Below are 15,109 nucleotides of genomic sequence, written 5' to 3' on the forward strand. Positions count from 1 at the left end.
CTTATTTTCATGTTCTATCTTTTCTTTCTATAGACCAGAATGCAAGGATAGAATTATTAGACACATCGTACCGGCTTCACTGCTATTGCTGCTACTTTCGTTGTCTGTCGTCTGCCAGGCCAGACCCTGGACAGGACGTTTTATTGTCAAACCTGAACAGGATGCAGTTTCTCCAGACCATAAGTTTTCTATAAAACCTGACCGTCGCAGATTGTCTCGCCCCTCCTCAGATATTGGCAACACTGACGGTTGCGGAGAAGCGGTTATGCCACCTGATAAAAAACGACAAAAAATTTATAGTTACGAGATAAAAAAGACTCTCATTGAGTCGATTTCGTGGCAATGGCTTTACGCAACAAAGCTGTTGGTTGCTTACGAACTGATCTTGACCACCAAAGACAACCCTCTGGACCCGACCCTTTATCAGGCTGTCGCAAAAATGCTCACCTGCTCCGGGGTGAGAAAGGATTGCTGGAGTTTTGCGACATCTTCTTATTCCTGGGTACCTCTGGAAGCAAGTATCGCTGTCGGTTGGCTCTTAAAAAGCCTTTGGAACTCTGATTCACCGCTATTTAACCCGATTGTACAAAAAGAAGTGAGCCAGAATCGTCCGTTTGCGATCACCATTGTGATGCCTGGCTCTGAACATAACCCGGCAAAACACCAGCATCAGCCATCAGACTCTTCCGGTGAGCAGGCTCCTCAAGTTACCACCCACCCAAAAAGCTCTTTCACGAGTTTCCTCTGCTCTGGCGAGGGTAAAGGAGACCCTCAGCAACACTCTCACACGTTAGGTTTAAATTGTCTCGTCCATCCCTGCCATGGCGTTTGTCAATTTCGACCATCATCCGATAGCAATGAACACGATGAATGGCCGCCAAATTCCTTAGACGATTCGACAGGTCAAACAGGGCAGAACTCACAAGCCTGTCTGGCTAATGGTTCCTGCTTCAGCTGCAGAAGTCATTTTGATTCTATAAACGCTACACACTCAATGAGTGCAGGTGCAACAAATACTGACCCTGCCGGGCCGCTCAATTGTAATGTACGAATGTCCGGGCATTTGCCTGTCACCGTTGATGACCTTGTTATAATCAATGCGCTACTCAGTTTACGTGGTCAAATACGAGCCAGAGACCACAGCACACAACCAATCTGTGACGTGCCCGTGGTCATGGAAGATGGCTTGCAGCGGCCATGCGGGAAGGTCTTTAGAAATGCCCAAGCCCTATCATCTCACAAAAGCAAATACCACACCGGCCAAAAGACCTGTGACGCGCCTCTGGTCCTTGAAGACGGCCATCAGCAGCTATGCGGAACAGTCTGCAAGAATGCTCAAGCCCTGATGAATCACAAAAGCAGATTCCACACCGGCCAACAAACCTGTGACAAAAGAGTAATCGACAAGTACGGCCAGCGTCGCCCATGCGGAAGGATCTGCAAGAATGCTCGAGTCCTGGCATCTCACAAAAGCAGATACCATACAGGGCAAAAAACCTGTGACATGAAACTGGTCAGGGAAGATGGACAGCAGCAGCCATGCGGAACAGTCTGCAAGAATGCTCAAGCCCTGTCGGATCACAAAAGAGGTGACCACAGCGGGCAAAAAACCTGTAACCAGTCAGTGATCGGAGAAAATGGCCAGCAGCAGCCATGCGGGGAGGTTTGCAGAAGTGCTAAAGCCTTGTCGGATCACAAAAGAAGATACCACACCGGGCAAAGAACCTGTGAAGTGACCGTGATCATTGAGAATGGCCAACAGCAATCATGCGGGAAGGTCTGCAAGAATGCTCTAGACCTTTCGAACCACAAAAGAGTTCACCGAAAACGCAGGCCTGTGGATGTGGAACAGGGCGATTAGTCCCTTATCAGGCACCCTTTCAAGCGTTTTTTCCAGGTGCAGCTACCGCTTTTAAGGGAGTTTTTTTGACAACGATTTTTTGACAGAAAAACACCTCTACTTGCTTGCTCTATCCTTCCTCACTTTAGACCAGAAGACCGGGATAGAATTATCAAACACTTATTCTTCAAAGCGCCACTATTGCTACTGTCGCTGACTGTCGTCTGTCAGGCCAAACCGTGGACGGGACATTTTAATGTCGAGCTTGAACAGGGTGAAGGTTCTCCGAGCCATAATTTTTCTATAAAACTTGACCGGGGCACATTGTCGGGCAACCCTTCAGATATTAGCGGCACCAACGGCCACAATGAATCAGGTTTGCCATCTGATGAAAAACGACATAAACAACATAGTTACGGGGTGAAAAAGCCCCAAGTGGGGTCGATTACCTGGCAATGGTTTTACGCAACAAACCTTTTGGTTGTCTATGAACTGATCATGACCACCAAAGACAAGCCTCTATGCACAAACCCTTATCAGGCTGTCGCAAAACTCCGACTACCTTGCTCCAGCGTCGGAACGGGTTGCTGGAGTTTTGCGATCCCCTCTTATTCGTGGATACCATTAGAAGTAATTATCGCTATCTGTTGGCTCTTAAAAAGCTACTGGAACCCTGATTCACCGCTGTTTAGCCCGATTGAACAAAAAGAGGCGGGTCAAAACCCTCCGCTTAAGGACTCCATTATGATGTCTGGCTATGAACACAAGCCACTTCAATATCAGTCATCAGAATCTTCTGGTCAGCAAGCCCCACGAGCTTACATCGACCCTGGAAGCTCTTTCACCAGCTCCTTTTATTCTGACTCTGGCGACGGAGACGGAGACTCTCAACAACATTCACACACTATGGGCTTAAATTGTTTCGTCCATCCCTGTCGTGGCGTTTGTCAATTTCGACCAGCACCCGATAACAATGGATCCGCTGAATGGCCGCCAAATTCCGTAGACTCTCCGGAAGGCGAAATGAGTGCAGGAGCAGCAAATGCTGAACCTGCCGAACCAGTCGACTTTGATGTAACAACACTCGGGGATTTACCTGTCAACGCTGATGACACGATAATAATCAATGGCTTACTCCATCTGAGTGGTCAAATAAAAGCTACAAGCCACAGCGCACAATCAACCTGTGACGAGACTGTGACCGGCGATGTTGGCCAGCCGCAACCAAGCGAAACTGCCTGCAAAAGTGCTTCAACCCTGCCCTCTCACAAAAACAAATACCATACCGGGCAAAAAACCTGTGATGCCACCGTGGTCGGGAAAGATGGCCTGCAGCGGCCATGCGCGAACGTCTGCAAGAATGCCAGAGCCCTGACGTATCACAGAAGCAAATACCACAGCGGGCAAAGAACCTGTGAAGTGACTGTGACCAGTGAGAATGGCCAGCAGCAATCATGCGGGAAGATCTGCAAGAATGCTCGAGCCCTGACCTATCACAAAAGAAGAGACCACTCCAGGCAGCTTACCTGTGAGTTAATAAAGGTCGGGAAGGATGGCCGGGGCCAGCAATGTGAAAAGGTTTGCAAGAATGCTGTAGCCCTATCGATTCACAAAAGAAGATACCACTCCGGACGAGTAACCTGTGAAATGACTGTGATCGGAGAAGATGGCCAGCGGCAGCCATGCGGGAAGACCTGCAATAACCCACAAGCCCTGTGGGATCATAAAAGCAGACTCCACACCGGGCTACAAACCTGCGACACAACAGTGATCGGTGAGGATGGCCAGCCACGGCCATGCGGGTCGGTCTTCAAAAATGCTCGAGTCCTGTCATCTCACAAAAGCTGTTATCACACCGGCAAAAGAACCTGTGACTTGATTGTGGTCAGGGAAGATGGCCAGCCGGGGGCATGTGGGAGGGTCTACAAAAATACCGCAACCCTGTCTTCCCATAAAAACAGAGACCATAGCAGGCAAAAAACCTGTACCTTAACCGTGGTCGGGGAGGATGGCCAATCAAAGCCATGCGGGAAGGTCTGCAAGAATGCTCTAGACCTCTCGAACCACAAAAGAATACACCGAAAACGCAAGCCTGTAGATGTGGAACAGGACGATTAGTCCATTATCTGGCACCCTTTCAAACGTTTTTTTCCAGATGCAACTACCCGTTTTTAACGGAGTTTTTTTGACAACGATTTTTTGACAGAAAAACACCTCTACTTGCTTGTTCTATCCTTCCTCCGTCCTAGCAGCCTGTCGGACTTAAGCGTCCGTAGCGAGGATTGCAAGAAATTGAGGATAAAAATCTCTGTTTCTGAGGAGAATAGCGAGCTATTTGACGAAGAAACAGGGATTTTTAGACCAATTTATTGCAACCGCACGACTGCACGGATGCAGGAGCTAGAGCAACGCAGGAGCAGTTGCCGCGTAGGACAGTCTTAAGTCCGACAGGCTGCTAGACCAGAAGACAAGGATAGAATTATTAAACACTTATTCTATACAGCACTACTATTACTCGTTGACACAGGGGGATCACCCGTTTGCTAACATCACTGCGATGTTTGGGTCCTGACATAACCCATCATTACACCAGCCATCAGAATCATCCGGAATGGGTCTTATGATCGACAGCAACTTCCCGAAGAAGACGATATTTTCTTTACGCCTGGTAGCCATTTAGAAAAACAACAAACCACCGTTGAATCGTCCCAATTGAATCAGAATCAACTTCATCTTTCCAGGACAGCAGCAATACAAATAAATAACGACAGTAGTCAAACGTTATGTAACCTGATCGAAGTCGGTCAGGATGGTCTGCAACGACAGCGCAGAAAGATCTGCAATAATATTCAAGACCTGTCAAATCACAAGAGCAGATACCACACAGGGGAACGAATCTGCGATATGATCGTGGTCGGGGCGGATGGCCAGCAGCGGCCATGCAGAAAAGTCTGCAAAAATGCCGCATCTCTATCGGTTCAAAAAAGAACGCATCGAAAACACAAACCTTTTGATGTGGGTCAAGACGTCAGGCAATGATCTGACACCTGCCCATTCAAGAGGTCTGAGCGCGGCAAATCATGGTTTTTAACAGAGTTTTTTAACAGAAAGTCTTTGACTCAAAAACAACCTTATTTTCTTGGCCTATCCTTCCCCTCTGTGAACCAGAATACAGTGATAGAATTATTAAACACTCACTCTTTGCAGTATTGCTTTTTCTGATACTGTCGTTTTCTTTAATCTGTCAGGCGAAAGCATTGACAGAGCGCTTTATTGTCGAGCTTGAACAGGATGCAAGTTTTACAGATCAGAACCCTTCTATAAAGCCTTATCGGCATATATTGTCGGACTACCCATCAAACGTTGCCGACATAAACAACTATAGAGAACCAGGTTTTCTATTTGATAAAAAACGACGAAAACATTGCAGTTACATACTGAAGGCGCCCCTTATTGGGACTACTTTTTGGCAATTAGTTTACGACTTTCATCTTCTGGTTGGTTACGAGCTAATCCTGATCAACAAAGACGCCTCTCCAGGCACCACCCCCTATTCATGGCTAACAGCAGAAGCGGTTGCAGTTTTCGGCTGGCTTTTAAAAAGCTATTGGAACTCTGGCCCACCGCTTTTTAACCCGATTGAACCACAGGCTGCGTCCATGCTGACACAGAGCGATCACCCTTTTGCGACCCTCAATGCGATGTATGGTTCTGGAAATAACCTGCAACAAAACCAGCCACCAGCAACAGCATCATCATCTGAGCAGCAAGCCCGACAAGTGACTGCTCAGCCTACAAGCTCTTTCACCCGTCACCTGTACTCTGGCTCCGGCGGTGGTGACGGAGGCCCTCAACAACATCATACTTTGGGTTTAAATTGTTTCGTCTATCCCTGTAATGGTGTTTGTCAACTCCGACAATCATCCTATAGCAAAGGGCCAGCTGGGCTCTACTTTGAGCGTCCCTACACGCCAATACCGACTCCAGAGGCGATGAAAGAAATACAAAGCTCATGCCCCCATTTGGCTGATGGACACTGCTTTAGTTGCTTAGGTCATTTTGATCCTGCAGACGATGCAGACCCCCAATCTGACTCACCTTCCATAATATTGAATGATCTCCCTCCCATTCAACTCCAATGCACTTCTGGCCAGCTATTTCAGCCCCGCGTCATTCTCGACAACTATACAGGCAGGATCGCCCCGGAAGGTTTCGCCCCGGACGCAATGAGTTCAGGGACAGCCTTTACAGAAGCTCTTACCGGGTTACCCAGTGATGATGTGTCAATACCCGGGAATGATTGTCTTGCTCCCGAAGAAACACCAGCTAAAGGAGCTACTCATTGCCAACAAGCCTTGTCCGAGCATGAAATAATATACGACAACAAACGAATAATATGCAATATCAGCGTGACCGGAAAGGATGGCCAGAATCATCTATGTGGTACAGTCTGCAAGAATGCTCGATCTCTGTGTATTCACAATAACAAACGCCACAGCGGAAAAAAAATTTGTAACCTGACCGTGGTCGGGGAGGATGGCCAGCAGCGACCCTGCTTGAAGATCTGCGAGAGTGACGTAGCCATGTCGATTCACAAAAGAATCTCTCACAACGAAAAAAAAACCTGTGAACTGACCGTGGTCGGAGAGGATGGCCAACCTCGAGCGTGCGGAACTGTATTCAAGAATACCATGTCCCTGGCAGCTCACAAAAGCAGATACCACAGCGGGGAAAAAACCTGTGAGGTGACAGTGTTCGGAGAAGATGGTCAGCCGCGGACATGTGGGATGGCCTTCAAGAATGCTAAAACTCTGACGGATCACAAAAGCAGAGACCATACCGGACAAATAGTCTGTGATATGACCGTGGTCGGGGAGGACGAACAACAAAGGCCATGCGGGAAGATCTGCAAGAATGCTCTAACCTTCACGTCTCACAAAAACATATACCACACCAGGCAGGTAATCTGTAGCCAAACCGTAATCGGGAAGGATGGCCTGCAACGATCGTGCGGTATGGTCTTCAAAGGTGCAAAAGCCCTGTCCACTCACAAAAGAAGAGACCACTCTAAGCGAAAAATCTGTAACCCGACCCTGGTCGGGAAGGATAGTCAGCATCGGACATGTGAAAGGATTTGCAAGAATACTAAAGCCCTGTCGGAGCAAAAAAGAATTCATAGAAAACGCAGACCTGTTGATGTGGATCTGGACAATAACCTCGATCCTTAATATTTTCGGCAAAGGTCAGGCCAATACGCAGCGACTTTTTGCCCAGTGTTGCCTCTGGTTTTAACAAAGATTTATTAACAGAATATCTTTGACAGAAAAGCAAGCTGATTTTCTTGATCTATGCTTCCTCTCTGTATACCAGAAAGCAAAGATAGAATTATTAGACACTCACCTTTTGCGGCAGTGATGTTTTTACTTCTGACGTTGTCCCTCCCCTGTCAGGCCGAACCTTGGACAAGACGTTTTATTGTCGAGTTTGAACAGGATACTGGTTCTCCAGACCAGGGCTTTTACATAAAACGAGACCAGCACACACTGCCAGAAAATCCGTCAGACACTATCTGTACTTCAGGCCATCCAGGATTTGATTCGCCCACTGATGACATACCTCAAAAATCTTGCAGTTATGGAGTTAAAACAACCATCGTTGATGTGATTTCGTGGCAATGGCTTTACACCACCGATCTGCTGGCGGTTTACGAACTTATCCTGACCACCCGAGACGCTCCTCTGTTCTCCAATCCTTATTCATGGTTACCTTCAGAAGCAATTTTAGTTCTCGGTTGGCTTTTAAAAAGCTACTGGAACCCCAATTCACCGATGTTTAACCCGATTGAACCAAAAGTGGCTCAGCAAGAGGCGAATCAGAATCAGCCGTTTGCGACCATCAATGCAATGTTTGGTTCCGGAAATAACCAACAACAATGCCAGCCATCAGCATCATCCGGTCAGCAATTCCAGAAAGCCTCCAATCACCTTACAGGCTCTTTCAACAGTCTCGTGAATATTGACTATCGTGGCGGTAACGGAGGCCCTCAAGAACAGTCACATACTCTGGGTTTAAATTGTTTCATCTATCCCTGTCGTGGCGTTTGCAGATTGCGACCATTATCTGTCGGCAGTGAACCCACTGAATGGGCACTGAGTTCCGAAGAAAGTTCGAAAGGACAAAGCTCATGCACCCATCCGGTGAATGAATGCCGTTTTAGTTGCATAGGTCATTTTGATCTTGCAGGCGCAACATATTTCCAACAAAAACCACCTGTCGAAATATGGATTAATCCCCGTGCCACTCCTGCCACTCATCTCCAATATAATTCTGACCAACTATTTGGGCTTCAGCCGCATGACATGGATGACAGCTTTATAGACGGGGTCGCCTCAGACGGGGTCGCCTCAGACGGGATCGCCTCAGAAGGAGTGACCCCGGACTCCAAAAATGCAGGAGTCGTCTATACAACTGATCCAGCCAGACCACTCAATTTTGACGTACCAATGCTTGAGAATGTCTGTTTTTCTTCCGGAATTGCTCCTTCTAAAGGAGCTTCACATGGCCAAAAAAACTGCCCGGACCACAAAAGCGAATACCGCAGCGAGCAACCAACCTGCAAAGTAACAGTGGTCCGTGAGGATGGTCAGCAGAGGCCATGCGGGATGGTCTTCAAGAATATTCAAGCCCTGGTGAATCACAAAAGAAGAGCCCACACCGGGCCACAAGCCTGTTATATGACCGTAGTCAGAGAGGATGGCCGGCAGCAACCATGTGGGCAAGTCTGCAAGAATGCTCTATCGCTATCTGTTCACGAAAGCAAAGTACACTCGGGGCAAAAGACCTGTGACGCAACAGTCATCGGAGTGAATGGCCAGAAGCACCTCTGCGGGCGGATCTGTAAAAATGCTGGAGCCCTGTCGGATCACAAAATAAGAAAGCACAGCGGGCAACAAACCTGCGACGTGAGAATGGTCGGGGAAGATGGTCAGCAGCGGCTATGTGGGAAGATCTGCAAGAGTCTTAAGACCCTGTCATATCACAAAAGAACAGATCACGGCAGGCAACAAACCTGCGATGAAATAATGCTCAGGGAGGACGGCCGACAGCAGCCATGTGGGGCGATTTGCAAGGGCTCCAGAGCTTTATCTGATCACAAAAAAAGACACCATAGTGGACAAAAAACCTGTGACATAGCCCTGGTTGGGGACGATGGCCAGCAATGGCCATGCGGGAAAGTCTGCAAGAATATTCATACCCTGACATATCACAAAAAAACAGCTCACAGCAGGCAACAAACCTATAACGTAAAAGTGCTCGGAGAGGATGCACAGCTGCGCTCACTCGTGGAGGTCTGCCAGCGTTCTATAGAGCCCTCGAATCACAGAAGAATACATCGAAAACTCAAGCCTGTTGATGAAGGCCGGGAGGATGACTCCACTCCACAAAAAGGTAAATGAATAAGTAGTATGGATCTGATACCCATCATTTATGAAGGAAACATAAAAACACGCTTATTTTCTTGATCTATCTTTTCTCTCTGTAGCCAGAGAGCAAGGATAGTATTATTAGATACTTAATCTTTGCGGGACTGCTTTTGCTGCTACAGTCACTATCTGTCGTCTGGGCCGAATCGTGGACAGGACGTTTTGTGGTCGAGTTTGAACAGGATGCTGGTTCTCCAAACCCGTGCTTTTTCATAAAGCATGACCGTCAGACATTACCAGACAACCCGTCAGACATTGCCGACACAAACGGCTGTTCAGGATTAGCTTCGCCCCACGATGACAAACGCCAAAAACTTTACAGTTACCGAGTGAAAACGACCACCTCTGAGTCAATTTCGTGGCAATGGCTTTATGCCACAAAGCTACCGCTTGCTTACGAGCTGACCCTGACAACCGATAACACCTCTCTAAATTCCAACTTTTCTTCATGGCTACCCGTAAAAGCGATTATGGCTATCGGTTGGCTTTTAAACAGCTATAGGAAACCCGATTCACTACTGTATAACCCGATTAAACAACAGGCAGCATCTATGTTGACACAGGGGAATTGCCTTTTTGCGTTCATCACAGCGATGTTTGGCTCTGGAAGTGACCAGCAACAATACCAGCCATCCGTATCATCCAGCCAGAAAGCCCCCCAACCCATCACCCGAATTGCTGGTTCATTAACCAACCCAGTGTATTCTGGCTCTGGCGACGGTAAAGGAGATCCTCAACAACACCTGCATACATTGGGTTTAAATTGTTTCGTCTATCCCTGCAACGGGGTTTGCCAATTCCGATCATCATACGATAGCCCAGAACCCACTGAATGGCCGCTGAATTCAATAGAAAGCTCATGCCCTCATTTGACTAATGGATACTGCTTTAGTTGCATAGGTTTTGATCCAGCAAACAAAACATATTCCGAACAACACTCACCTCTTGAAACGTTGAATGAACTCCCTGACATTCAACGCCGATTCGATTCTGAACAATTGACCGAGACACAGGAACTCATGACGAATCATAAAAGCAAATGCTACGTTGGGAACCGGGTATGCAACGAACTACGGGTCGGGGATTATGATCAGCCGCGGCTATGCGGAAGGGTTTGCAAAAATACTAAAGCCCTGTCGGTTCACAAAAGCAGATACCATACCGGGCAAAAAACCTGTGACGTGACCCTGATTGGAGCAGATGGCCAGCCAGGGCCCTGCGGGAAATTCTGCAAAAATGCTCAAGTCCTGTCGGATCACAAAAGAAGAGACCACAGCAGACGTCAAACCTGTGATGTGACCCTGGTCGGGAAAGATGGCCAGCAGTGGCCATGTGGTATGGTCTGCAAGAATGCCCGCTCTCTGACGGAGCATAAAAGCAAATGCCACAGCGGGCAAAAAACCTGTGACAAAACGGTGGTCAGGAAGGATGGCAAACAGTGGCCATGCGGGAGGGTCTGCAAGAATGCTAATGCCCTCTCGAATCACAAAAAAAGAGTGCACACCGGACAACAAACCTGTGATGTGATAGTGGTTGGGGAGGATGGCCAGCAACGACCATGCGGTATGATCTGCAAGAATGCTAAAACCCTGTGGGACCACAAACTAAAACATCGAAAACAAAAGCCTGTTAGTCTGGACAGTAACCCTTGACTTTCCCAACCTTTCACGCTTTTTCCCGGCTGCAACCATTGGCTTTAAAGAGAATGTTTTTGACAGAAAAACATGTTTATTTTCTTGATCTATCCTTCCTCTCTGTATATCAGGGTCCAGAGACAAAATTATTAAACACCTTCTCTTTGCGGCACCGTTGTTGCTGCTACTGTGGCTTTCTGCCGCCTGCGAGGCCGATCCGTGGAAAGGACGCTTTACTGTTGAGCTTGAACTGAATGCAAGTTCAAAACAGCGCTTTTCCATAAAGTCTGACCGGCTAACACTGTCGGGAAACCCGCTAGACACTACCGACACAAAAGGCTATCCAGGATCAGCTTCGTCAACCGATGACAAGCAACACAGACACGCCGGTTCGAACATCATTGAGTCGATCTCGTGGCGATGGTTTTACGCCACGAATCTGCTGATTGCTTTTGAGCTGATCCTGACCACTCAAGACGCTCCTCTGAGCTGCGCTCCTTATTCATCGCTACCTTTGGAAGCGATTATAGCTGTCAGCTGGCTTTTAAAGAGCTTTTGGCATCCCGATTCACCGCTGTTTAAATCGATTGAACAACAGTCGGCACTTATGTTGACAGACGAGGATCTCCGATTTGCAACCATCACCACGATGCTTGGCTCTGGACATAACCCACCCCCCTATCAGGCATCAGAATCATCCGGCCAACCGCCCCCTATAGCCAGTACCCGGGCTACAGACTTTTTCACCAGCGTCTTTTACTCCGGCTCTGCCGATGGCAACGGAGGCTCTCAACAACACCAACACACGTTAGGTTTAAATTGTTTCGCCTCTCCCTGCAATGGCGTTTGTCAATTCCGACCACCATCCGATAGCAGCGATTCAGCTGAATGGCCGCTGAATTCTACAAAGAGTTCGATAGACAACACAGTAACACCCCAACAAACATGTCCTCATCTGCCCCATGGACACTGCCTCAGTTGTATGCGCTATCTTGATCCTGCATGCGCATCAGCCTCCCAGGCATACTCAACTTTGGCAGCATTGGATGAGCTTTTTGAACTTCAATTGCCATTCGATTCTGACCCACTATTTGATCGAGAGGCGTACGACTTTGATAGCAACCCGGCCAATAACTTCAACTCTATTGACTTACTAAATGCAGGAGCAGCCTATGGATCGGATGCTGTAGGAGCACTCAATGATGAAGAGCTGACGCTCAGGAATTTGTCTTTCAAGGTTTATGAATCCCCGGCCACTAATGGGTCACTGGGTCTTCAGAGTCTTGCCGAAGATGCCAGATTTTCCTTGATACTTAACCAATCCCCTCCTCCGATGGGAATTTCAGAAACACAACAAACAACCCATGAATCATTCCAATTGAGTCAAAGCCAGGCTGATCATTCCCCGACAGCTACAGCATCAACCCTTTCAGATCGCATAATCGTCAACGGGCAAACTACCTGTGACTTAATAGTGATCGGGAAGGATGGCCAGCAACGACTATGCGGAAAGGCCTATAAGCGTGCTCGAAGTCTGTCGGAACACAAAAGCAGAGAACATTCCGGAGAAAAAACCTGTAACGCAACAGTGATCGCAGAGGATGGTAAGCAACGGCGATGCGGAAAAGTCTGCAAGAGTTCTCGAGTCCTGTCATGTCACAAGAGCAGAATCCACCCCAGGCTACAAGTATGCGATATGAAGGTGGTCGGGAAGGATGGCCAGCCACAACTATGCGGGAAGGTTTCAACGAGTGCTGTAGCCATGTCATCTCACAAAAGCGAAGCCCACAGCGGGCAACAAACCTGTGATGTGATAATGATCGGAAAGGATAGCCAGCCGCATCCATGTGGGAGGATCTGTAAGAATGCTCAGTCTCTATCAACTCATAAAAACCAACATCATAGTGGGCAAAGGACCTGTCATGTGACAGTAGTCGGGAAGAATGGACAGCTTCAGCCATGCGCAAAGATTTTTAAGAGTGCTCAATCTCTGGCAAGTCATAAATGCCAATATCATTCTGGGCAAAAGACCTGTAATGTGATAACGATCGGCGAGGATGGTCAGTCGCATCCATGTGGGAAGATCTGTAAGAATGCTCAGTCTCTATCGACTCATAAAAGCCAATATCATAGCGGGCAAAGGACCTGTGACGTGACAATAGTCGGGGAGAATGGACAGCTTAAGCCATGCACAAAGATTTTTAGGAGTGCTCTAGCTCTATCGACTCACAAAAGCCAATTTCATAGCGGGCAAAAGACCTGTGATGTGACAATAGTCGCGGAGAATGGCCGGCTGCAACCATGCGGGAAGGTCTGCAGGAATGCTCAGTCTCTGTCGAATCACAAAAGAAAAGAGCATACAGGGCAGCAAATCTGTGACTCAACCATAGACGTAGGGAACAGCCAGCCGCAACCACGCGCCAATGGCTGCAGTAATGCTGAAGCCCTGTTGCAACATAAAAGAACACATCGAAAACGCAAGCACGCTGCTGAGGAGCAGGAAGATGATCTTAGCCGCTACTAAAAATCTAACATAATCTGTAATTATGTAGACTTATCTACGCCTTCAACATGGATGCACGACGAACCGTGTCTAACTCCACTCTTGCGTAGGGTTTAGGGTCTGGGCGACCCCGTCGAGCTGCAACGTGTCTCGACCATAATTATCAAGGTTCAAACTTGCACTGTAATCTCTGTCATGCAGGGTTTTACATTTTGGACACCGCCACTCACGATCAGACAGAGTGAGATTGTCATTTATGTAGTCGCAAGTGTGAACCGCACACTTTTTTGAACTTGGAAAGAACCGATCTGCAATCACAACCTGGCATCCTCTCAGCTCTGCCTTGTATTCAACAAGTTCTCTCAGCTTACCGAAACCTGCGTCACTGATTGCTCTTGCCAGTTTGCGGTTTTTTACCATGCCTTTGACATTCAGATTTTCGAGGGTGATTATTTTGAATCTTGACGTCAGATAATCACTTACCTCATGTAGTACGGCTGATCGCTGGTTACTTATCCGGTAATGCAGTTTGGCAACCGCTCGCTTGGCTTTCACATAGCGGTTGCTTCCCTTTGTTTTGCGGCTTAACGCCCTCTGTTTACTGTTAAGGCGTTTCAGAGAGCCTTTCAGTTTCTGATTAGCAGCAAAGGTTTTGCCATTCGAGCAAATAGCTAAATCTTTGATGCCAAAATCAACGCCTACAGACTCATTGCTTTGTGCTTTTGGGTCGTAATCCTGAGTGTCTACCAAAATAGAAGCGAAATACTTTCCGGCTCGCTTACTGATCGTCACCTGACAGGGTGTTCCTGTGAATCTCAGCTCTTGGCGCATCTTGATGCGGGTTTTCAGTTTCTCAATGCGAAGTGTTCTGCCATCAACATCGAACTTGGGTTTTTCTCTGAGAGAAAAACTGTCGTGTAGTCCTCGCTTCTTGAATCTTGGATAACCTGCTTTTTCTCCTTTCTTCACCCGACGAAAGAAGTGAGTAAAGGCGTCATGAAGATCGTCGATTGTGTTCCTGGTGACACGTTGGCTGACTTCTGAATACCATGGAAACTCCAGCCTGAGTTCTTGGTATTTTTCATTCGCAGCCTTCTTTGACCATTTAACGCCTTCTTGATTGAAATGGGCTAACAGTTGATTGAACGCATGACGACGAGAACCACAAGCCCTATCAAGATAATCGGCTTGTTGTTTTGTCGGTCTGAGTTCAATCTTGTGAGCTAACAACATCTCGCAAAGTCTCAAGCATTTTTTCGTATAACCTGAGTTCGCCAACCTTCTATAGAACAGTAGGCTTCCAGTAACTCTTGCTGCCTGTCTAAGTCTGGCTTTTGGTCGTGACCGGATACTCTGCAATAGCAAAGCGTAGGCGCAGCTTCGTTACTGTAGCCCATCAATTCAGACACGTCGTAGTAACGAGCTCCGCCTTTGGTCTTTCTGGCAGGAAGCAGCTCACCTGTATTTTCCGATTTCCGTAGTGTTATTGGGTCTGTACCAAGTAAACGAGCTGCCTCACCTATCTTCACTAATCACTTATCCCTGCTTGAGACTTTATAAGATAGCTTTAGATTATAATAGATTTCTTCGAACTGTTTTTAACCCTTAAAAAGATTAAGTAAATAAGTAACTATCTGACCTGACCTCC

At 47.5% G+C, this 15,109-nt stretch carries 9 protein-coding genes; 7 read left to right on the forward strand and 2 right to left on the reverse strand.

Going from position 1 to position 15,109, the window contains the following annotated elements:
* Positions 1-100 precede the first annotated feature (100 nt).
* The 7 genes from P6910_RS21400 (at position 101) to P6910_RS21430 (ending at position 13,482) form a co-directional block, all read left to right on the forward strand.
* A complete protein-coding gene (locus P6910_RS21400) occupies positions 101-1,861 on the forward strand; it encodes a hypothetical protein (RefSeq protein ID WP_317143286.1) in 1,761 nt (586 codons plus the stop codon).
* A 180-nt stretch (positions 1,862-2,041) separates the two neighbouring features.
* Positions 2,042-3,958 (forward strand): hypothetical protein, encoded by a 1,917-nt coding sequence (locus P6910_RS21405; RefSeq protein ID WP_317143287.1) that lies wholly within the window; start codon positions 2,042-2,044, stop codon positions 3,956-3,958.
* A gap of 594 nt (positions 3,959-4,552) precedes the next feature.
* On the forward strand, positions 4,553-4,879 hold the full coding sequence (locus P6910_RS21410; protein ID WP_317143288.1) for a hypothetical protein: 327 nt from the start codon (positions 4,553-4,555) through the stop codon (positions 4,877-4,879).
* 218 nt (positions 4,880-5,097) lie between these two features.
* Positions 5,098-7,068, forward strand: a complete 1,971-nt coding sequence (locus P6910_RS21415) for a hypothetical protein (protein ID WP_317143289.1) — start codon at positions 5,098-5,100, stop codon at positions 7,066-7,068.
* 186 nt (positions 7,069-7,254) lie between these two features.
* Positions 7,255-9,297 carry a hypothetical protein gene (locus P6910_RS21420; protein WP_317143290.1) on the forward strand — a complete coding sequence of 681 codons (2,043 nt, stop codon included), beginning with the start codon at positions 7,255-7,257 and terminating at the stop codon, positions 9,295-9,297.
* Positions 9,298-9,434: 137 nt separating this feature from the next.
* Positions 9,435-10,976 (forward strand): hypothetical protein, encoded by a 1,542-nt coding sequence (locus P6910_RS21425; RefSeq protein WP_317143291.1) that lies wholly within the window; start codon positions 9,435-9,437, stop codon positions 10,974-10,976.
* A gap of 157 nt (positions 10,977-11,133) precedes the next feature.
* Positions 11,134-13,482, forward strand: coding sequence for a hypothetical protein (locus P6910_RS21430; RefSeq protein ID WP_317143292.1), 2,349 nt, complete (start codon positions 11,134-11,136; stop codon positions 13,480-13,482).
* Between the two features lie 69 nt (positions 13,483-13,551).
* Here P6910_RS21430 and P6910_RS21435 read toward each other — a convergent pair whose 3' ends face one another.
* Positions 13,552-14,694, reverse strand: a complete 1,143-nt coding sequence (locus tag P6910_RS21435; RefSeq protein ID WP_317143293.1) for an RNA-guided endonuclease TnpB family protein — start codon at positions 14,692-14,694, stop codon at positions 13,552-13,554.
* Between the two features lie 11 nt (positions 14,695-14,705).
* Complete coding sequence (locus P6910_RS21440; RefSeq protein ID WP_317143294.1) at positions 14,706-14,990, reverse strand: recombinase family protein; 285 nt, start codon at positions 14,988-14,990, stop codon at positions 14,706-14,708.
* Positions 14,991-15,109: the final 119 nt, after the last annotated feature.

The organism is Endozoicomonas sp. 8E (assembly GCF_032883915.1).
Lineage (GTDB): Bacteria > Pseudomonadota > Gammaproteobacteria > Pseudomonadales > Endozoicomonadaceae > Endozoicomonas_A.

Excerpts from the sequence above, each read along its gene's own strand:
- P6910_RS21435 (WP_317143293.1), bottom strand. The coding sequence starts at position 14,694 with ATGTTGTTAGCTCACAAGATTGAACTCAGACCGACAAAACAACAAGCC.
- P6910_RS21420 (WP_317143290.1), top strand. The coding sequence starts at position 7,255 with ATGTTTTTACTTCTGACGTTGTCCCTCCCCTGTCAGGCCGAACCTTGG.